The sequence below is a fragment of the Achromobacter sp. ACRQX genome (assembly GCF_022346505.1).
In the GTDB taxonomy this organism is placed as follows: domain Bacteria; phylum Pseudomonadota; class Gammaproteobacteria; order Burkholderiales; family Burkholderiaceae_B; genus Achromobacter; species Achromobacter animicus.
Genome location: NZ_JAKRML010000020.1, coordinates 78964 through 96810, shown reverse-complemented (window position 1 = coordinate 96810; position 17847 = coordinate 78964). Strand labels below are relative to the sequence as shown.

The 17847-nt window shown below is 65.3% G+C and carries 24 protein-coding genes; 22 read left to right on the top strand and 2 right to left on the bottom strand.

All coding sequences use genetic code 11. From position 1 onward, the window contains the following. Positions 1 to 3: 3 nt before the first annotated feature. From MHZ91_RS18345 to MHZ91_RS18270, 16 genes are all read left to right on the top strand, one after another. Positions 4 to 249, top strand: coding sequence for a BolA family protein (locus tag MHZ91_RS18345; RefSeq protein ID WP_175123907.1), 246 nt, complete (start codon positions 4 to 6; stop codon positions 247 to 249). Continuing rightward, positions 249 to 1517, top strand: coding sequence for a UDP-N-acetylglucosamine 1-carboxyvinyltransferase (murA, locus tag MHZ91_RS18340; RefSeq protein ID WP_239215087.1), 1269 nt, complete (start codon positions 249 to 251; stop codon positions 1515 to 1517). Before MHZ91_RS18345 ends, murA begins: the two co-directional genes overlap by 1 nt. Further along, the gene (gene hisG, locus MHZ91_RS18335; RefSeq protein ID WP_175123908.1) at positions 1514 to 2188 is read left to right on the top strand and encodes an ATP phosphoribosyltransferase; all 675 of its coding nucleotides are present in this window, start codon (positions 1514 to 1516) and stop codon (positions 2186 to 2188) included. The genes murA and hisG overlap by 4 nt, the downstream gene beginning before the upstream one ends. 65 nt (positions 2189 to 2253) lie before the next feature. Next, positions 2254 to 3558: a histidinol dehydrogenase gene (gene hisD, locus MHZ91_RS18330; protein ID WP_175137062.1), complete on the top strand. Its 1305-nt coding sequence runs from the start codon at positions 2254 to 2256 to the stop codon at positions 3556 to 3558. Beyond that, complete coding sequence (gene hisC / locus MHZ91_RS18325; RefSeq protein WP_239215072.1) at positions 3555 to 4658, top strand: histidinol-phosphate transaminase; 1104 nt, start codon at positions 3555 to 3557, stop codon at positions 4656 to 4658. The genes hisD and hisC overlap by 4 nt, the downstream gene beginning before the upstream one ends. 1 nt (position 4659) lies before the next feature. Beyond that, complete coding sequence (gene hisB / locus MHZ91_RS18320) at positions 4660 to 5247, top strand: imidazoleglycerol-phosphate dehydratase HisB (protein WP_105236925.1); 588 nt, start codon at positions 4660 to 4662, stop codon at positions 5245 to 5247. Positions 5248 to 5295: 48 nt separating this feature from the next. After that, positions 5296 to 5994 carry an imidazole glycerol phosphate synthase subunit HisH gene (gene hisH, locus MHZ91_RS18315; RefSeq protein ID WP_175123911.1) on the top strand — a complete coding sequence of 233 codons (699 nt, stop codon included), beginning with the start codon at positions 5296 to 5298 and terminating at the stop codon, positions 5992 to 5994. 56 nt (positions 5995 to 6050) lie between these two features. Next, positions 6051 to 6791: a 1-(5-phosphoribosyl)-5-[(5-phosphoribosylamino)methylideneamino]imidazole-4-carboxamide isomerase gene (hisA, locus tag MHZ91_RS18310; protein WP_006224535.1), complete on the top strand. Its 741-nt coding sequence runs from the start codon at positions 6051 to 6053 to the stop codon at positions 6789 to 6791. Beyond that, a complete protein-coding gene (gene hisF, locus MHZ91_RS18305) occupies positions 6788 to 7609 on the top strand; it encodes an imidazole glycerol phosphate synthase subunit HisF (protein ID WP_239215071.1) in 822 nt (273 codons plus the stop codon). Before hisA ends, hisF begins: the two co-directional genes overlap by 4 nt. Positions 7610 to 7611: 2 nt before the next feature. Continuing rightward, positions 7612 to 8016, top strand: coding sequence for a phosphoribosyl-AMP cyclohydrolase (gene hisI, locus MHZ91_RS18300; RefSeq protein WP_239215070.1), 405 nt, complete (start codon positions 7612 to 7614; stop codon positions 8014 to 8016). Beyond that, positions 8013 to 8363, top strand: a complete 351-nt coding sequence (locus tag MHZ91_RS18295) for a phosphoribosyl-ATP diphosphatase (protein ID WP_175123914.1) — start codon at positions 8013 to 8015, stop codon at positions 8361 to 8363. Before hisI ends, MHZ91_RS18295 begins: the two co-directional genes overlap by 4 nt. Positions 8364 to 8379: 16 nt before the next feature. Continuing rightward, on the top strand, positions 8380 to 8748 hold the full coding sequence (locus tag MHZ91_RS18290; protein ID WP_175123915.1) for a histidine triad nucleotide-binding protein: 369 nt from the start codon (positions 8380 to 8382) through the stop codon (positions 8746 to 8748). A 14-nt stretch (positions 8749 to 8762) separates the two neighbouring features. Then, positions 8763 to 8990 carry a Sec-independent protein translocase subunit TatA gene (gene tatA, locus MHZ91_RS18285; protein WP_056320404.1) on the top strand — a complete coding sequence of 76 codons (228 nt, stop codon included), beginning with the start codon at positions 8763 to 8765 and terminating at the stop codon, positions 8988 to 8990. A gap of 75 nt (positions 8991 to 9065) precedes the next feature. Further along, on the top strand, positions 9066 to 9677 hold the full coding sequence (gene tatB / locus MHZ91_RS18280; protein WP_239215069.1) for a Sec-independent protein translocase protein TatB: 612 nt from the start codon (positions 9066 to 9068) through the stop codon (positions 9675 to 9677). Continuing rightward, entirely contained in the window at positions 9674 to 10465 is a 792-nt protein-coding gene (tatC, locus tag MHZ91_RS18275; protein WP_175123917.1) for a twin-arginine translocase subunit TatC, read from the top strand. Before tatB ends, tatC begins: the two co-directional genes overlap by 4 nt. A gap of 99 nt (positions 10466 to 10564) precedes the next feature. After that, positions 10565 to 10972 carry a helix-turn-helix domain-containing protein gene (locus tag MHZ91_RS18270; RefSeq protein ID WP_175137059.1) on the top strand — a complete coding sequence of 136 codons (408 nt, stop codon included), beginning with the start codon at positions 10565 to 10567 and terminating at the stop codon, positions 10970 to 10972. Here MHZ91_RS18270 and MHZ91_RS18265 read toward each other — a convergent pair. Then, a complete protein-coding gene (locus tag MHZ91_RS18265; protein WP_239215068.1) occupies positions 10969 to 12126 on the bottom strand; it encodes a trypsin-like peptidase domain-containing protein in 1158 nt (385 codons plus the stop codon). The two genes, MHZ91_RS18270 and MHZ91_RS18265, sit on opposite strands and share 4 nt — an antisense overlap. Before the next feature lie 19 nt (positions 12127 to 12145). Here MHZ91_RS18265 and MHZ91_RS18260 point away from each other — a divergent pair, with 19 nt between their 5' ends. After that, positions 12146 to 12922 carry a Nif3-like dinuclear metal center hexameric protein gene (locus MHZ91_RS18260; RefSeq protein WP_239215067.1) on the top strand — a complete coding sequence of 259 codons (777 nt, stop codon included), beginning with the start codon at positions 12146 to 12148 and terminating at the stop codon, positions 12920 to 12922. Between the two features lie 87 nt (positions 12923 to 13009). Here the strand turns inward: MHZ91_RS18260 and mscL are convergent, their stop codons facing one another. Next, complete coding sequence (gene mscL, locus MHZ91_RS18255; protein WP_105236917.1) at positions 13010 to 13456, bottom strand: large conductance mechanosensitive channel protein MscL; 447 nt, start codon at positions 13454 to 13456, stop codon at positions 13010 to 13012. Between the two features lie 138 nt (positions 13457 to 13594). Between mscL and petA the strand changes: the two genes are divergently transcribed. From petA to MHZ91_RS18230, 5 genes are all read left to right on the top strand, one after another. Further along, positions 13595 to 14236 carry a ubiquinol-cytochrome c reductase iron-sulfur subunit gene (petA, locus tag MHZ91_RS18250; RefSeq protein WP_063954111.1) on the top strand — a complete coding sequence of 214 codons (642 nt, stop codon included), beginning with the start codon at positions 13595 to 13597 and terminating at the stop codon, positions 14234 to 14236. A gap of 71 nt (positions 14237 to 14307) precedes the next feature. Continuing rightward, on the top strand, positions 14308 to 15696 hold the full coding sequence (locus MHZ91_RS18245) for a cytochrome bc complex cytochrome b subunit (protein WP_105236915.1): 1389 nt from the start codon (positions 14308 to 14310) through the stop codon (positions 15694 to 15696). Between the two features lie 24 nt (positions 15697 to 15720). Then, complete coding sequence (locus MHZ91_RS18240; RefSeq protein ID WP_175123920.1) at positions 15721 to 16572, top strand: cytochrome c1; 852 nt, start codon at positions 15721 to 15723, stop codon at positions 16570 to 16572. 151 nt (positions 16573 to 16723) lie between these two features. After that, positions 16724 to 17335, top strand: coding sequence for a glutathione S-transferase N-terminal domain-containing protein (locus MHZ91_RS18235; RefSeq protein WP_006388039.1), 612 nt, complete (start codon positions 16724 to 16726; stop codon positions 17333 to 17335). Positions 17336 to 17348: 13 nt separating this feature from the next. Further along, the gene (locus MHZ91_RS18230) at positions 17349 to 17801 is read left to right on the top strand and encodes a ClpXP protease specificity-enhancing factor (protein WP_175123921.1); all 453 of its coding nucleotides are present in this window, start codon (positions 17349 to 17351) and stop codon (positions 17799 to 17801) included. Positions 17802 to 17847 lie beyond the last annotated feature (46 nt).

Genomic DNA, 17847 nt, shown 5'->3' with positions numbered 1-17847 from the left:
TCCATGCTTCCCACTCCCGCGCAAGTCCGCCAATACATCGCTGACGGCCTGCCCTGTGAACATCTCGACGTGCAGGGCGACGGTTCGCACTTTGACGCCGTCATCGTCAGCACCGCCTTTGAAGGCAAGCGCCTGATCCAGCGTCACCAGCTTGTCTACGCCGCGCTGGGCGACCGCATGAAGGCCGAGATCCACGCACTGTCGATGCGCACCCTCACCCCCGCCGAATACAACAAAGCGGGCGAATGATGGACAAGCTACGCATCACCGGCGGCGCGCAGCTGCACGGCGAGATCTCGATCTCCGGGGCCAAGAATTCGGCCCTGCCGATCCTGTGCGCGGGCCTGCTGACCGCCGACACGCTGGTCCTGTCCAACGTGCCGCGCCTGAACGACACCGGCACCATGCTGCGCCTCCTGGCCCAGATGGGCGTGCGCGCCGAGCGCGCCGACGACGGCGTGGTGACGCTGCAAGCCGGCAACGTCGACAGCCTGGAAGCCCCGTACGACCTCGTCAAGACGATGCGCGCCTCGATCCTGGTGCTGGGTCCGTTGGTCGCACGCTTTGGCGAAGCCCGCGTCAGCCTGCCGGGCGGCTGCACCATCGGCCAGCGGCCGGTCGACCAGCACATCAAGGGTCTGGCCGCGCTGGACGCTGAAATCAGCATCGAACACGGCTTTGTCGTGGCGCGCGCCAAGCGCCTGAAGGGCGCCTCTATCCGCACCGACATGGTTACGGTCACCGGCACCGAAAACCTGCTGATGGCCGCCGTCCTGGCCGAAGGCCGCACCGTGCTGGAAAACGCCGCGCGCGAACCCGAGGTCGTGGACCTGGCCGAACTGCTTATCAAGATGGGCGCCCGCATCCAGGGCCACGGCACCGACCGCATTGTCATCGATGGCGTCGACCGCCTGCACGGCGCCGAACACCGCGTCATCTCCGACCGCATCGAAGCCGGCACCTTCCTGTGCGCGGTGGGCGCAGCCGGCGGCGACATCCTGCTCAAGAACGCAGATGCCGGCATCCTGGGCGCCACGCTGGACAAACTGACCGAAGCGGGCCTGACCATCGAGACCGGCCCGGACTGGATCCGCGGCGCCATGGACAAGCGTCCCAAGGCCGTGGGCTTTCGCACGCACGAGTACCCGGGCTTTGCCACCGACATGCAGGCCCAGCTGATGGCGTTGAACGCCGTGGCCGATGGCACGTCGGTCATCGTCGAGACCATCTTCGAAAACCGCTACATGCACGTGCAGGAACTGCGCCGCATGGGCGCCCAGATCGACATCGACGGCCACACCGCCATCGTGCGCGGCGTGCCGCGCCTGTCCGGCGCCACCGTCATGGCGACCGACCTGCGCGCCTCGGCCAGCCTGGTCATCGCCGGCCTGGCTGCCGATGGCGACACGCTGGTCGACCGCATCTACCACCTGGATCGCGGCTACGACCAGATGGAAGTGAAACTGCGCGCCCTGGGCGCGAACATCCAACGAGTTACCGGCAAGGAACAGCGATGAACGGTGCGACCGTCACCCCCCTGACCCTGGCGCTGTCCAAGGGCCGCATCTTCGAAGAAACCATGCCGCTGCTGGCGGAAGCCGGCATCGAAGTCCCGGAAAACCCGGAAAGCTCGCGCAAGCTCATCCTGCCCACCAGCGATCCCGGCCTGCGCCTGATCATCGTGCGCGCCTCGGATGTGCCCACGTACGTGCAGTACGGCGCGGCCGACCTGGGCATTGCAGGCAAGGACGTGCTGATCGAGCACGCCAAGGAACAACCCGGCGGCCTGTACCAGCCCATCGACCTGAACATCGCCAAGTGCCGTCTGGCCGTGGCCGTGCGCAACGGCTTCGACTACGAGGCCGCCGTCCACCAGGGCGCACGCCTGCGCGTGGCCACCAAGTACGTGCACTCAGCCCGTGAACACTTCGCTAGCAAGGGTGTGTACGTCGACATCATCAAGCTGTATGGTTCGATGGAACTCGCACCGCTGGTCGGTCTGGCCGACTGCATCGTCGATCTGGTGTCCACCGGCGGCACGCTGCGCGCCAACGACCTGGTCGCCGTGGAAGACGTCATGCCGATCTCGTCGCGCCTGATCGTCAACCAGGCCGCCCTGAAGACCCGCGGCGACCGCCTGCAACCGCTGCTGGACGCTTTTGCAAGAGCCGCCTCCCGCAACGTCTGATTCCCGACCGTCCGCCGCGCCCGGCGTGGCGGACGTTACCGTTACCCGCTTTGCTCCATGACGCCATGGCCCTGATCAATCGTCTCGACTCCCGCGATCCCGGTTTCAAAACCGCCCTGTCCACGCTGCTGGCCTTCGAGGCCACCGAGGACGAATCCATCGACCGCGCCGCCGCCAGCATCCTGGCCGACGTGCGCACCCGCGGCGACGCCGCGCTGGTGGAATACACGCAGCGGTTCGACCGCATGCCGGACGCGGCAGCGCATACGCTAGAGATCCCCAAGGCCGATTGGCATGCGGCCCTGGCCGCGCTGCCGGCCGCCCAGCGCAATGCGCTGGAAGCCGCCGCCGACCGCGTGCGCGCCTACCACGAGCGCCAGCGCGCCGAGACGTGGACCTACACCGAAGCCGACGGCACGCTGCTGGGCCAGCAGGTCACCCCGCTGGACCGCGTGGGCCTGTACGTGCCCGGCGGCAAGGCCGCCTACCCGTCGTCCGTGCTGATGAACGCCATCCCGGCCAAGGTCGCCGGCGTGCAGGAACTGGTCATGGTCACGCCCACGCCTGACGGCGCGCGCAATCCCATCGTGCTGGCCGCGGCCGCCATCAGCGGCGTGGATCGCGTGTTCGCCATCGGCGGCGCGCAGGCCGTTGGCGCGCTGGCGTATGGCACCGACACCGTGCCGGCCGTGGACAAGATCGTCGGCCCGGGCAACGCCTACGTCGCCGCCGCCAAGCGCCGCGTGTTCGGCGTCGTCGGCATCGACATGATCGCCGGCCCCAGCGAAATCCTGGTCATCTGCGACGGCAAGACGCCGGCCGACTGGATCGCCATGGATCTGTTCTCGCAGGCCGAGCACGACGAACTGGCCCAGTCCATCCTGCTCTGTCCCGACGCCGCCTTCATCGAGGAAGTCGAAGCGTCCATCGCCCGCCTCTTGCCCACCATGCCGCGCGCCGACATCCTGCGCGTCAGCCTGGCCAACCGCGGCGCGCTGATCCTTGTGCGCGATCTGGAAGAAGCCTGCCAGATCGCCAACGACATCGCCCCCGAACACCTCGAGATCTCCACCGAGCAACCCGAAGTCTGGACCGCCCGCATCCGCCACGCCGGCGCCATCTTCATGGGCCGTTTCAGCTCGGAAGCCCTGGGCGACTACTGCGCCGGCCCGAACCACGTGCTGCCCACTTCGCGCACGGCGCGTTTCTCGTCGCCGCTGGGCGTCTACGACTTCCAGAAGCGTTCCAGCCTGATCCAGGTCTCGCACGCCGGCGCGCAGACGCTGGGCCGCATCGCCGCCGAACTGGCGCTGGGCGAGGGCCTGCAGGCGCACGCCGCCAGCGCCCAGTACCGGATCGACAAGTCATGAGCGTCGGACCGGCGGACGTCGCCGGCCGCATTAAAGGCACCGTCCGGGCGGACATTCGCGGGTTGGCGGCATACCCCGTCGCCCATGCCGAAGGCTGCATCAAGCTGGACGCCATGGAATGCCCGTACGAGCTGCCCGAGGCCGTGCGCGAAGACATCGCGCGCGCCGTCCGCGACACGCCGCTGAACCGCTATCCGTCCGCCGACCTGTCGGCGCTCGAGGCCGCCGTCAAGATGGCCTTTGGCGTGCCGGACGCCGCAGACGTGCTGTTCGGCAACGGCTCGGACGAGCTCATCCACCTGATGGTGCAGGCGTGCTGCAACCCGGGCGACGTGGTGCTGTCGCCGTGGCCGTCGTTCGTGTATTTCGACATGGCGGCCCGCTTCGATCACGCGCGCTTCGTGGGCGTGCCGTTGACAGCGGACCTGGCCTTGGATCTGCCGGCCATGCTGGCCGCCATCCGCGAACACCAGCCCCGGCTCGTGTTTCTGGCCACGCCCAACAACCCCACCGGCGGCCTGTGGTCGCCGGAAGACGTCAACGCCATCATTCAGGCCGCGCCCGGGCTGGTGGTGATCGACGAGGCCTACCAGCCGTTCGCCGACTACACGTTCATGCCGCGCGTACTGGATGCGCCCAACGTGGTGGTCATGCGCACCGTGTCCAAGATCGGGCTGGCCGGCCTGCGTTTCGGCTACCTGGCCGGGCATCCCGCGTGGATCGCCGAACTGAACAAGGTGCGCCCGCCCTACAACCTGAACGTGCTCACCCAGGCAACGCTGCTGGCGGTGCTGCGCCACAAGGCCGTGCTGGACGAACAGGCCGCACGGCTGCGCGCGGACCGCGAACCGCTGGCCGCGGCGCTGGCGCAACTGCCCGGCGTCAGGGTATTCCCTTCCGCCGCCAACTTCATACTCGCCCGCTTTTCCGGCAAGCTCGACGGCAACGCCGTGCATCTTGCCCTGAAAGCGCGCAAAATATTGATTCGCAACTTCTCCAATGCCCACCCGCTGCTGGCCGACTGCCTGCGCATTTCGGTGGGCGCCCCGGCCGAGAACGCCGCCTTGCTGGCTGCCCTGCAAGAGATCTTGAGTGCTTAACATGCGTACCGCAGAAATCACCCGCAACACCAACGAAACCCGCATCCGCGTGGCCATCAACCTGGACGGCACCGGCAAGCAGACGATCGACACCGGCGTGCCCTTCCTGGACCACATGCTGGACCAGATCGCGCGTCACGGCCTGATCGACCTGGACATCAAGGCCGAGGGCGACCTGCACATCGACGCGCATCACACGGTGGAAGACGTGGGCATCACGCTGGGCATGGCCATCGCCAAGGCCGCCGGCACCAAGGCGGGTCTGCGCCGCTACGGTCATGCGTACGTGCCGCTGGACGAAGCCCTGTCGCGCGTCGTGATCGACTTCTCCGGTCGCCCTGGCCTGGAATACCACATCCCCTTCACGCGTTCGCACATCGGCAGCTTCGACGTGGACCTCACGCGCGAATTCTTCCAGGGCCTGGTCAATCACGCGCTGATCACCATGCACATCGACAACCTGCGCGGCTTCAACTCGCACCACCAGGCGGAAACCGTGTTCAAGGCCTGTGGCCGCGCGCTGCGCATGGCCCTCGAAGTCGACCCCCGCATGGGCGACGTCGTGCCGTCCACCAAGGGCGTGCTGTAACGCTGTAACGTACGCATTCCACCTTCGCACCGCACCAGGCAGACAGAAGTGACCACTATCGCCATCGTCGACTATGGAATGGGCAATTTCCATTCCGTTGCACGCGCCCTGAAATACGCCGCGCCTGACGCCGACATCCGCATCTGCAACCAGCCCCAGGAAATCGCCGCCGCCGACCGCGTGGTCTTCCCGGGCCAGGGCGCCATGGCGGACTGCATGCGCACCCTGAACGAATCCGGCCTGCGCGACGCCGTCGTGCGCGCCGCCCGCGAGAAGCCCCTCTTGGGCGTCTGCGTCGGCGAACAGATGCTGTTCGAATCCAGCGAAGAGGGCGGCACCGCCTGCCTCGGCCTGTTCCCGGGGGTCGTGCGCCGCTTTTCCGGCCCCGGCTTTGCCGACCTGATCCCCGCCGACGACGAGGCCTGCCTGGCCGACACGGGCGCGGCCGGTCTCGTGGACACCCGTCCCGAGCGCCTGAAGGTTCCGCACATGGGCTGGAACAAAGTCCGTCACACCCGCTCTCACCCGATCTGGGACGGCATTCCGGACGACTCGCACTTCTATTTCGTCCACAGTTATTACGCCGATCCGGCCGATCCGGGCCTGACGGTTGGTGAAACCGATTATGGCGTCGCCTTTACCTGCGCGGTGGCGGCAGCTAACATTTTCGCGGTGCAGTTCCACCCCGAAAAAAGCGCCGAGCACGGTTTGCGCCTGTATCGCAATTTTGTAGACTGGCAGCCCTAGGCCTCGAGCCGCGTGCGCCAGCCCGTTCAACCCCACTTTCTTACTCGCTGCCAACCATGCTGCTGATCCCCGCCATCGACCTCAAAGACGGGCGCTGTGTTCGCCTGCGCCAGGGTGACCTGGACGATGCAACGGTGTTCTCCGAAGACCCCGCCGCCATGGCCACCCGCTGGCTGGACCAGGGCGCCCGCCGCCTGCATCTGGTCGACCTGAACGGCGCCGTCGCCGGCAAGCCCAAGAACGAAGCCCCCATCAAGGCGATCCTGGACGCCGTCGGCGACGACATTCCCGTCCAGATCGGCGGAGGCATCCGCGACCTCGACACCATCGAACGCTACCTCGACGCCGGCATCTCGTACGTCATCATCGGCACCGCCGCGGTCAAGAACCCGGGCTTCCTGCAGGACGCCTGCGGCGCCTTCCCCGGCCAGATCATCGTCGGCCTGGACGCCCGCGACGGCAAGATCGCCACCGACGGCTGGAGCAAACTCACCCGCCACGACGTGCTGGATTTAGCCAAGAAGTTCGAAGACTACGGCTGCGAAGCCATCATCTACACCGACATCGGCCGCGACGGCATGCTGTCCGGCGTCAACGTCGAAGCCACGGTCCGCCTGGCCCAGCACGTGCGCATTCCCGTGTACGCCTCGGGCGGCATCGCCGGCATCCAGGACATCGAGGCGCTGTGCGCCGTCGAGGAAGAGGGTGTCGAAGGCGCCATCCTGGGCCGCAGCATCTACGAAGGCACGCTCGACTTCCAGGCCGCGCAGGCGCGCGCCGACGAATTGGCAAAATGACCACATCCAGCAGCCCCCCCAGGGCCGGCGCGTCCGCACAGAACGCGCTGACCCGCCGCATCATTCCCTGCCTTGACGTCACGGCCGGCCGCGTCGTCAAGGGCGTGAACTTCGTCAACCTGCTCGACGCGGGCGACCCCGTCGAGATCGCCCGCCGCTACAACGAGCAGGGCGCCGACGAACTCACCTTTCTGGACATCACCGCCACCAGCGACGGCCGCGACCTGATCCTGCCCATCATCGAGCAGGTGGCGTCGCAGGTCTTCATTCCGCTGACCGTGGGCGGCGGCGTGCGCCAGGTGTCCGACATCCAGCGCCTGCTCAATGCCGGCGCCGACAAGATCAGCATCAACAGCGCCGCCGTGGCCAACCCTGAACTGGTTCGCGCCGCGTCGGACTACCACGGCTCGCAATGCGTGGTCGTGGCCATCGACGCGCGCCGCGTGTCCGCGCCCGGTGAACCGGCACGCTGGGAAGTCTTCACGCACGGCGGCCGCAAGGCCACCGGCCTGGACGCCGTGGCGTGGGCGCGCCGCATGGCCGCCTACGGCGCCGGCGAAATCCTGCTGACCAGCATGGACCGTGACGGCACCAAGTCCGGCTTTGACCTCGAACTGACCCGCACCGTCTCGGACGCCGTGCCGGTGCCCGTCATCGCCTCCGGCGGCGTGGGCAACCTGCAGCATCTGGCCGACGGCGTCACCACCGGCCGCGCCAGCGCGGTGCTGGCCGCCAGCATTTTCCATTTTGGCCAGCATACCGTCGGCGAGTGCAAGCACTTCATGGCCGAACAGGGCATCGCCGTACGATTGGACTGATTATGAGCAACGAACCCGCCTGGCTGGCCGACGTCGTCTTCGACGAAAACGGCCTGATTCCCGCCATCGCCCAAGACGCCGACAACGGCCAGATCATGATGGTGGCCTGGATGAACCGCGAATCCCTGGCCGAAACGGCCGCCACCGGCCGCGCCGTGTACTGGTCGCGTTCGCGCCAGCGCCTGTGGCGCAAGGGCGAAGAATCCGGCCACGTCCAGGAAGTCCACGAACTGCGCCTGGATTGCGACGGCGACGTGGTGCTGCTGAAGGTGCACCAGGAAGGCGGCATCGCCTGCCATACCGGCCGCGCCAGCTGTTTCTTCCGCCGCCTGGAAGGCCAGACCGACCACGCGTCCTGGGTCACGGTGGATCCGGTGCTCAAAGATCCGGAACTCATCTACAAATGACCGATCAGACCCTGACCGCGGCCGACATCCTGGCCCGCATCGCAGACACCCTGGAAACCCGCCGCCCGCAGAATGGCGGCGATCCTGCCGCCTCCTACACGGCCAAGCTGCTGGCCAAGGGGCCGGATGCCTTCCTGAAGAAGATCGGGGAAGAAGCCACGGAACTGGTCATGGCCGCCAAGGACGGCGTGCCCGACCGCATCGTCAGCGAAACCGCCGATCTGTGGTTCCATTGCCTGGTGGCGCTGACGCATTTCAACCTGCGGCCCGAAGACGTGCTGGCTGAGCTGGCCCGCCGCGAAGGCCTGTCGGGCCTGGTGGAAAAGGCAAGCCGCCCCAAGGACTGACCACGGAAACCACCCCATGAGCGACAACTGTCTTTTCTGCAAGATCGCCGCCGGCGAGATCCCGTCCAAGAAGGTCTACGAGGACCAGGACTTTGTTGCATTTCACGATATCAATCCGGCCGCACCGGTGCATTTACTGCTGATCCCTCGACGTCATGTCACATCCATGCAGGATATTACGGGCGAGGACGCAGATTGGTTGGGTAGAATGATGTCGTTGGCGCCGCGGCTTGCCGCCGAGAACGGTTGCCGTCCGGGCCCTGATGGCGGATTTCGCATCATGATCAATTCTGGCGTCGAAGGCGGCCAGGAAGTCCCGCATCTGCATTTCCACATCATCGGCGGCTCGCGTCCCTGGAAAGGGCGCGTGGCTCCCACTGCGTAATTCGGAGAATCATCATGGGTAGTTTCAGCATTTGGCATTGGTTGGTCGTCCTGGTCATCGTTGCGCTGATTTTCGGCACCAAGAAGCTGCGCAACATCGGCGGCGATCTGGGCGGCGCGGTCAAGGGCTTCAAGGACGGCATGAAAGAAGCCAACAGCGACAAGCCCGCTGAACCGGTCACGCAGCAACGCGTCGCCGGCGACACCATCGACGTGCAGGCCAAGGAAAAGTCCAACTCCTGAGCGCCAGCCAGTCTCCCTCCGGGCCAGCCCTGAACGGGCCGGCCCTTATTGCTTCAATTCCCGAGCGGCCGTCGAATGTTTGATGTCAGCCTCACTGAACTGATGGTGATCGGCGTCGTCGCCCTGATCGTCATCGGCCCCGAACGCCTGCCCAAGGTTGCCCGCACCGTCGGCCACCTGCTCGGGCGCGCGCAGCGTTACGTCAATGACGTCAAGTCCGATATCCAGCGCGAAATCGAACTCGACGAACTCCGCAAGTTCAAGACCGAAATGGAAGACGCGGCCCAGGGCGTGCAGCAATCGCTGAACGAAACCGGGGCCTCGCTGCAGGAACCCGTGCAGCAGTTCCGCGCCGAACTCGACGAAGTCGCCCGCGAAGCCAGCGGCAAGGCGACGCCGGCGGTTGCGCAGGCGCCGGTGACCGCCCAGGTGGCTGATGCCGCACAAGCGCCTGCCGCAGGTTCGCCCGCTGCCGACGCGTCCGTCGCTGGCGCATCCGCTGAGCCTGCGCGCACGATCGCACCGCCCAGCCAGAACCACAATCTGGACCTGGACCTGCCTGCCGCCGAGCCCGCACCGCGTCCGGCCGCCGCCCCTCAACCACCCGCCCCGGCGCCCAGCGCGCCAGCGGCCGACGTCGCCGCGCCCGCCGCCAAGCCCGTCTCGCCCTCCGGAACTCCGTCGTGACCCAGGACGCAACCCAAGAAGAAGGCCAGCAAGAGACCTTCATCTCCCACCTGGTCGAGCTGCGCACGCGCCTCTTGCGCGCCGTCGGCGCCGTGGTGGCCGTGTTTATCGTGCTCTTCATCTATCCCGGCGCGTCGGCCATCTATGACGTGCTGGCCGCCCCGATGCTGGCCTCGCTGCCCGAAGGCACCCGCATGATCGCCACCGGCGTCATCACGCCATTCATGGTGCCGGTCAAGGTCACGATGATGGCCGCGTTCATCCTGGCGCTGCCCGTGGTGCTGTACCAAGCGTGGGCCTTCGTCGCGCCCGGGCTGTACCGGCACGAAAAGCGCCTGGCGCTGCCGCTCATCGTGTCCAGCACCTTTCTCTTCATCGCGGGCATGGCTTTCTGCTACTTCGTGGTGTTCCGCACGGTGTTCCACTTCATCGCCACGTTCGCGCCGCAGTCCATCACCCCGGCGCCGGACATCGAGGCCTACCTCAGCTTCGTCATGACGATGTTCCTGGCGTTCGGCATCACGTTCGAAGTGCCCGTGGCCGTGGTGCTGCTGGTGAAGATGGGCGTGGTCGAATTGTCCAAGCTGAAGGCGGCGCGCGGCTACGTCGTGGTGGGCGCCTTCATCATTGCTGCCGTCGTCACCCCGCCCGACGTGGTCAGCCAGTTCATGCTGGCGGTGCCGCTGTGCCTGCTCTATGAAGTCGGGCTGATCTGCGCCCGGATGGTCACACCGAAAGAAGGTGCGTCGACAGATGATGCCGCCGACTCCCTGACCGAACGCCACTGAAATCATGCAGACGGCAGGGTAGAAGGAAACCAGAACGGTCCGCACAAAAGCGGACCGTTTTACCTTGTCGGCCCATGACTGCAGTCCTACATTGCAGTCATGTCGCTCTCACAAAGACTGCGCACCCTCATGCGGTGGCGCGGCATCCATAGCCAGAACCAGCTTTCGCGCCTGTCGGGCGTGCCGCAGTCCTGCATCCACCGCATCCTCACTCGCGAAGACCGCTATTCGCCAGCGCGCAACACGGTGGTGCGGCTGGCGCAGGCCCTGGGCACCAGCGCGTCGTGGCTGACGGATGGCGTGGTGCCCGCCACGTCCCCGGGATCTGGACCGCAGGACGCCGCCGCCAACGGCATCGACGGCTATTGCGCCGAAATCTGCGCGCGGCTGGCGCCGCAACCCGACAGCACCAAGCGCCTGATCCTGGCCCTGGTGCGTGAACTCTCCGACAAACCAGACACCGGCGCCACCCCCGCCACCCGTCCAGCGGCGCGCAAATGCGCCTAGCGCGGCTTGCCCGGCCGCGTCCCCACCACCACCGCCAGTTCCGCAGGTTTGCCGCTGCGCAAGATGCCCAGCGTGGCCCGCTGGCCCGGCGGCACCTGCGCAATCTCCGACAGCAGGCCGTTTGTGTCCGCCACCCGCTTGCCATTGACCGACTGGACAATATCGCCCACGCGCAGGCCGCCGCGCGCGGCCGGGCCGTCGCGCATCACCCCGGCAATGATCACGCCCGCCGCGTCGCGCGGCAGCTCGAAGGCCCGCGCCAGTTCCGGCGTCATGTCCTGCGGCTCCACGCCCAGCCAGCCGCGCTTGACCGCCCCGGTCTTGACGATGTCGTCCATGACCTTGCGCGCAATCTCGATCGGCGTCGCAAAGCCGATGCCCATCGACCCGCCCGACTCCGAATAGATTGCGGTGTTGATGCCCACCAGGTTGCCGTAGGCATCGACCAGCGCGCCGCCCGAATTGCCCGGATTGATCGCCGCGTCGGTCTGGATGAAGTTCTCGTACGTGTTCAGCCCGAGGCCATTGCGGCCCAGCGCCGACACGATGCCCTGCGTGGTGGTCTGACCCACGCCGAACGGATTGCCGATCGCCAGCACCACGTCGCCTACTCGCAAGCCTTTGTCGGACGCCAGCGTTGCCGCAGGCAAGTCGCGCAACTTGGACAGCTTGAGCACCGCCAGGTCCGTGTCCGGGTCCGCGCCCACCACTTTGGCGGTATCGCGCCGTCCGTCGCGCAGCGCCACCTCGATGGCATCGGCGGCCTGCACCACGTGGTAATTGGTCAGCACGTAGCCGTCCGCATTCACGATCACGCCCGAACCCAGACTGGTCGACGCCTCGCGCCGGCTCACGCCGGGCACCTGCCCGAAAAGCTGGCGCAGCACCGGATCATCGGGCAGCGGAATCAAGGGCACGTTCACGTGCTTGGTGGTGAACACATTCACCACCGACGGCGCCGCCTTCGCCACGCCGTCCGCGTACGACACAGCACCCACATCACCCGCGGGCGCGCGGCCCGCCGCGGCAGTGGCTGGCGGGACCGTGCCGGGCCCGTTCACCCGCAGCAGGTCGGGCCGCAACGTCGTCACCACGAATAGAATAGCCAGGCAGACCGTGACGGCCTGAGCAAAGATCAGCCAATATCGGCGCATGTTTCTGATAGGACTAGCAATGAATAAAGTGGACTCCCGCGTCCTGGCCAACTGGCTGGACGACACCCTGCAGGCAGCCCGTTTCAAGGACTACTGTCCCAACGGGATGCAGGTGGAAGGCCGATCCGAGGTCGGACACATTATCACCGGTGTCACGGCCAGCGAAGCATTGCTGCGCGAGGCAGTCGACCGCGGCGCCGATGCGGTGCTGGTGCACCACGGCTGGATGTGGCGCAACGAAGACCGCCGCGTCATCGGCACCCGCCGCACGCGCATGGCGTTGACCCTCAAGAACGACTTGAACCTGTTTGCCTACCATCTGCCGCTGGATGCGCATCCCACGCTGGGCAACAACGCGCAGCTGGCGCGCGTGCTGGGTCTGACGCCGGCGCTGCGCGACGACGGCGCCCCGCGGACCTGCGGGCAGGACGGGCTGATCTGGCTGGGCGAGGCCAGCGGCCTGCAGACGCTGGGCCAACTGGGCGACCAGGTGGCCCAACGCCTTGGCCGCCAGCCGCTCGTCGTGGGCGACCCGGACCAGCCGCTGGCCACAATCGCCTGGTGCACGGGCGGCGCGCAAGGCATGATGGGCGACGCCGTTGACGCGGGCGCCAGCGTCTACATCACGGGCGAGGTCTCGGAGTCCACGGTACATCTGGCGCGGGAAACCGGCGTGGGTTTCATCGCCGCCGGGCACCACGCCACCGAACGCTATGGCGTTCAGGCACTGGGGCAGGCCGTGGCCGAGCGCTTCGGCATCAAGGTCGAATTCGTCGACATCGACAACCCGGCCTGAATCCTTGACGCCGGCGCGCCGGAGCGCCGGAGCGCCGGCCGTCAACCCGGCAGAAAACAAAAGCGCCCCGTTGGGGCGCTTTGCTGTTTACGGCCGCTTCAGCAGGTCGCGAATCTCGCGCAGCAGGGCCACGTCTTCCGGCGTCTTGGCGGGCGCCGGCGCTTCCTCCTGCTTGTTGCGGGCCTTGTAGATGGCCTTGACCATCCAGAAGATCACGAACGCCAGCAAGACGAAGTTGATGATGATGGTGACGAAGTTGCCCCACGCGAACACGTTGGCGCCGGCCTTGGTGAGATCCGCGTAGGTCATCGGCCCGGCATAGCCTTCAGGCATCGACAAGACCAGGAACTTGTTCGAGAAATCGACCGATCCGCCAAGGATGAAATTGACGAGCGGCATGATGATGTCTCGGACCAGCGAGTCGACAATCCTGCCAAACGCCGCACCGATGATCACACCAACGGCCAAGTCGACCGCGTTGCCCTTGACCGCGAAATCTCGAAACTCTTTGACGAAACCAGTCGATTTGCTCATAAATCCGCTCCATTCGTGATACGCCTGGGGTAGGCTGGCCTATAATACGCGGTTGCTATGTTGTTACATATTCCCGCGAACCCGATGCCGCAGAAGTGATGCTACTCGTTGAGCGGGCGCATCAACAAGGATAGGAAGATGAGTCAGGATACGCTGGTGCATGACGATGACGGTGCGGTTGATCCCAACCTGCCACCTGATCCTTCGCGACGTTTCTGGGTTACCACCGCCTGTGCTGTGGGCGGCGTAGCAGGTGTCGCAACGGCAGTGCCGCTTGTGAGCACGTTTTCCCCCTCCGAAAAAGCCCGCGCGGCCGGAGCGCCCGTTGAAGTGGATATCGGCGACATTCCCGTCGGCGCCATGAAAACGGTCGAATGGCGCGGCAAACCGGTCTGGATCATCCACCGCTCGCCCGAGCAGCTGGCCGGACTGAAAGCGCTGGATCCCCAGCTCGCCGACCCGCAATCCAAGCGGCCCGGCTTCACGCCTCCGTATGCCGAAAACGAAGCCCGCTCGCGCAAGCCCGAGATCTTCGTCTGCGTCGGCATCTGCACCCACCTGGGCTGCTCGCCCACCGCGCATTTCGAAACGGGTGGCGGCGGCGGTCTGGGCGCGGATTGGCAAGGCGGATTCCTCTGTCCGTGCCACGGCTCCACGTTCGACCTGGCTGGCCGGGTCTTCAAGAACAAGCCTGCTCCCGATAATCTCGAAGTTCCGCCGTACCAGTACCTCACCGACACCCGCATCATTGTGGGCGTCGATGAAGACAACAAGGCCTGACGCTCGCGTCGCGCTTTTTTCCCGATCTACGTAAGTAAGAACAATACGCCACGTATAGAAGGAGCCGTTACATGGCTGGCGAGAAAACCGTCGAGACGACAGGCCTGTTGGGCTGGCTGGACCGGCGCTTTCCGGTGACCTCCACCTGGAAAGCCCATCTGTCCGAGTACTACGCACCCAAGAATTTCAACTTCTGGTATTTCTTTGGCTCGCTGGCGCTACTGGTGCTGGTGCTGCAGATTGTGACCGGCATTTTCCTGGTCATGCATTACAAGCCGGACGCCGAGCGCGCGTTCCAATCCGTCGAATACATCATGCGCGAGGTCCCGTGGGGCTGGCTGGTGCGCTACATGCATTCGACCGGCGCGTCGATGTTCTTCGTCGTCGTCTACCTGCACATGCTGCGCGGTCTGCTTTACGGTTCCTACCGCAAGCCCCGCGAACTGGTGTGGATCTTCGGCGTCGCGATCTTCCTCTGTCTGATGGCCGAAGCCTTCTTCGGCTACCTGCTGCCCTGGGGCCAGATGTCGTACTGGGGCGCCCAGGTGATCGTGAACCTGTTCGCAGCCATTCCGTTCATTGGTCCTGAACTGTCCATCTGGATCCGCGGCGACTACGTCGTGTCCGATGCCACGCTGAACCGCTTCTTCGCCTTCCACGTCATCGCCATTCCGCTGGTGCTGATCGGTCTGGTCGCGGCTCACCTGGTGGCGCTGCACGAAGTCGGCTCGAACAACCCGGACGGCATCGAAATCAAGCAGGGCCCGAAAGACAAGTACGGCCGCCCGAAAGACGGCATCCCGTTCCATCCGTTCTACTCGGTGCATGACCTGGTGGGCGTGGCGGGCTTCCTGTTGGTGTTCGCGGCCATCGTGTTCTTCGCCCCGGAAATGGGCGGGTACTTCCTCGAGTTCAACAACTTCATTCCTGCTGACTCGCTGAAGACGCCTCCGCACATCGCCCCGGTCTGGTACTTCACGCCGTTCTACTCGATGCTGCGCGCCACCACGGATGAATTCACGTGGGTGCTGGCGGGCGCGTCGGTGCTGGGCGCCATCGTGCTGTTCGCCAAGAGCAACCTGAAGGGCTTCATGCGCATCGCCGTCCCCGGCATCCTGATCGTCGTCGCCGTGCTGCTGCGCGTCATCGACGCCAAGTTCTGGGGCGTGGTGGCCATGGGCGGCACGGTCGTCATCCTGTTCTTCCTGCCCTGGCTCGATCATTCGCCGGTCAAGTCGATCCGCTACCGCCCCACGTGGCACAAGTGGATCTACGGCATCTTCATGGTCAACTTCCTGGTGCTCGGCTACATCGGTACGCAGCCGCCCAGTCCGCCGTTGAACCTGACGTCGCAGATCGGCACGCTGCTGTACCTGGCCTTCTTCTTCCTGATGCCGGTATGGAGCCGCCTGGGCACGTTCAAGCAAGTGCCCGACCGCGTCACGTTCCACGCCCACTGAGCCAACGAGAATAACGGACTAACCATGATCAAGAAGCTGATTGGTGCCGTGGCCTTGATGCTCACGTGTACCGCAACCTTTGCCGCCGGAGGCGGATTCCCGCTGGACAAGGCGCCTTACCGCGTCAACGACATGGCGTCGCTGCAAAACGGCGCCAAGCTGTTCGTCAACTACTGCCTGAACTGTCATAGCGCGTCTTCGATGCGCTACAACAAGCTCCGGGATATCGGTCTGACCGACGAACAGATCAAGGAAAGCCTGCTGTTCTCCGGCGAAAAGATCGGCGACATGATGCACGTCGCCATGACGCCGAAGGACGCCAAGGCGTGGTTTGGCACGACGCCCCCGGACTTGTCCGTGATCGCCCGCGCCAAATCCGTGAACGCCGGCCCCTCGGGATCCGACTACCTGTACACCTACCTGCGCACGTTCTACCGCGACACGTCGCGCGCCACGGGCTGGAACAACCTGGTCTTCCCGTCGGTCGGCATGCCGCACGCGCTCTGGCAGGAACAGGGTCCGCGCGAGCTCACCACCGTCGCCGTTCACGAAGTCGAAGGCAAGGAAGGCGCCCCCAAAACGTGGGAACGCGTCACAACGGTGTACGATGCACAGGGTTTTGCCACGGTGAAGGCCGAGCCGTTAGCCAATCACCATGGCCATGCCACCTTCGATGCCAAATTCAAGGCCGCCAACCCGGCCCAAACCGCAACATACGACAACGACGTCGCTGATCTGACCGCATTCATGTCCTGGATGGCCGAGCCCGTCCAGACACTGCGCGTCCGCATCGGCGTCGGCGTCATGTTGTTCCTGCTCCTGTTCTTCTTTGTTACGTGGCGCCTGAATGCCTCGTACTGGAAACACGTGCGCTAACCGTAACGCCCCGCCAGGTTCCCCAGCCACCCCGTCTATCGGGGACGGAAGAGGCGGATAGGGCTGTAAGCCTATCCTGCCTGGCAATTGGGGCCAGCGCCTGCTAGATTTAGGCGCTGGCCTTTCGTTTTTCAATAAAGGACTTACCGCCATGATGGTGCTCTATTCCGGAACCACGTGTCCGTTTTCGCAACGCTGCCGCTTCGTGTTGTTCGAAAAGGGTATGGATTTCGAGATCCGCGACATCGACCTGTACAACAAGCCCGAAGACATCTCGGTGATGAACCCGTACGGTCAAGTGCCCATTCTGGTCGAACGTGACCTGGTGCTGTACGAGTCGAACATCATCAACGAGTACATCGACGAGCGCTTCCCGCACCCGCAGCTCATGCCCGCCGACCCGGTCATGCGCGCCCGCACGCGTCTGTTCCTGTACAACTTCGAGAAGGAACTGTTCGTTCACGTCTCGACGCTGGAAGACCGCAGTGCCAAGCCCGACGAAAAGAAGCTCGCCAACGCTCGCCAGAACATCCGCGACCGCCTGGCCCAGCTGGCTCCCATGCTGCTCAAGAACAAGTACATGCTGGGCGAGGAATTCTCCATGCTCGACGTGGCCGTCGCTCCGCTGCTCTGGCGCCTGGACCACTACGGCATCGAACTGCCCAAGAATGCGGCTCCGCTGCAAAAGTACGCCGAACGCATCTTCTCGCGCCCGGCCTACATCGAAGCGCTGACGCCTTCGGAAAAAGTGATGCGTCGTTAAGGCTGGCTGTGTAATGGGTGAAACTTCGACCAAACCGTATCTGATCCGCGCGCTGCACGAATGGTGCACCGATAACGGCTACACGCCGTACATCACCGTGCAGGTCGACGAGCACACCATGGTGCCCGTCGCCCACGTGCGCGACGGCCAGATCACGCTGAACGTGGGCACGCTGGCCACCAACCGCCTGGTGCTGGGCAACGAATTCATCGAATTCCAGGCCCGCTTCAGCGGCGTGACCGAAAACGTCTACGTCCCCGTGGGCGCCGTCAGCGCCATCTATGCGCGCGAAACCGGCGCCGGCATGGGCTTCGAGGTTCAGCCCTACGAGCCGCCCGAGGCAGGCGCCCAAGGCGCCACGCCGAACCCCGCCGCCCCCGAGGGCTCGGACGCCAATCCCGCCTCCGGCGACGATGACGGCGACGACGACGAACCCAAGCGCCCGCGCCTGACCATCGTCAAATAACGACCCCACAAGAGGGGCTGCATTTTTTTCATTACAATGCAGTCCC

Excerpts from the sequence above, each read along its gene's own strand:
- MHZ91_RS18345 (WP_175123907.1), top strand. The coding sequence starts at position 4 with ATGCTTCCCACTCCCGCGCAAGTCCGCCAATACATCGCTGACGGCCTG.
- murA (WP_239215087.1), top strand. The coding sequence starts at position 249 with ATGGACAAGCTACGCATCACCGGCGGCGCGCAGCTGCACGGCGAGATC.
- hisG (WP_175123908.1), top strand. The coding sequence starts at position 1,514 with ATGAACGGTGCGACCGTCACCCCCCTGACCCTGGCGCTGTCCAAGGGC.
- hisD (WP_175137062.1), top strand. The coding sequence starts at position 2,254 with ATGGCCCTGATCAATCGTCTCGACTCCCGCGATCCCGGTTTCAAAACC.
- hisC (WP_239215072.1), top strand. The coding sequence starts at position 3,555 with ATGAGCGTCGGACCGGCGGACGTCGCCGGCCGCATTAAAGGCACCGTC.
- hisB (WP_105236925.1), top strand. The coding sequence starts at position 4,660 with ATGCGTACCGCAGAAATCACCCGCAACACCAACGAAACCCGCATCCGC.
- hisA (WP_006224535.1), top strand. The coding sequence starts at position 6,051 with ATGCTGCTGATCCCCGCCATCGACCTCAAAGACGGGCGCTGTGTTCGC.
- hisF (WP_239215071.1), top strand. The coding sequence starts at position 6,788 with ATGACCACATCCAGCAGCCCCCCCAGGGCCGGCGCGTCCGCACAGAAC.
- hisI (WP_239215070.1), top strand. The coding sequence starts at position 7,612 with ATGAGCAACGAACCCGCCTGGCTGGCCGACGTCGTCTTCGACGAAAAC.
- MHZ91_RS18295 (WP_175123914.1), top strand. The coding sequence starts at position 8,013 with ATGACCGATCAGACCCTGACCGCGGCCGACATCCTGGCCCGCATCGCA.
- MHZ91_RS18290 (WP_175123915.1), top strand. The coding sequence starts at position 8,380 with ATGAGCGACAACTGTCTTTTCTGCAAGATCGCCGCCGGCGAGATCCCG.
- tatA (WP_056320404.1), top strand. The coding sequence starts at position 8,763 with ATGGGTAGTTTCAGCATTTGGCATTGGTTGGTCGTCCTGGTCATCGTT.
- tatB (WP_239215069.1), top strand. The coding sequence starts at position 9,066 with ATGTTTGATGTCAGCCTCACTGAACTGATGGTGATCGGCGTCGTCGCC.
- MHZ91_RS18270 (WP_175137059.1), top strand. The coding sequence starts at position 10,565 with ATGTCGCTCTCACAAAGACTGCGCACCCTCATGCGGTGGCGCGGCATC.
- MHZ91_RS18265 (WP_239215068.1), bottom strand. The coding sequence starts at position 12,126 with ATGCGCCGATATTGGCTGATCTTTGCTCAGGCCGTCACGGTCTGCCTG.
- MHZ91_RS18260 (WP_239215067.1), top strand. The coding sequence starts at position 12,146 with ATGAATAAAGTGGACTCCCGCGTCCTGGCCAACTGGCTGGACGACACC.
- mscL (WP_105236917.1), bottom strand. The coding sequence starts at position 13,456 with ATGAGCAAATCGACTGGTTTCGTCAAAGAGTTTCGAGATTTCGCGGTC.
- petA (WP_063954111.1), top strand. The coding sequence starts at position 13,595 with ATGAGTCAGGATACGCTGGTGCATGACGATGACGGTGCGGTTGATCCC.
- MHZ91_RS18245 (WP_105236915.1), top strand. The coding sequence starts at position 14,308 with ATGGCTGGCGAGAAAACCGTCGAGACGACAGGCCTGTTGGGCTGGCTG.
- MHZ91_RS18240 (WP_175123920.1), top strand. The coding sequence starts at position 15,721 with ATGATCAAGAAGCTGATTGGTGCCGTGGCCTTGATGCTCACGTGTACC.
- MHZ91_RS18235 (WP_006388039.1), top strand. The coding sequence starts at position 16,724 with ATGATGGTGCTCTATTCCGGAACCACGTGTCCGTTTTCGCAACGCTGC.
- MHZ91_RS18230 (WP_175123921.1), top strand. The coding sequence starts at position 17,349 with ATGGGTGAAACTTCGACCAAACCGTATCTGATCCGCGCGCTGCACGAA.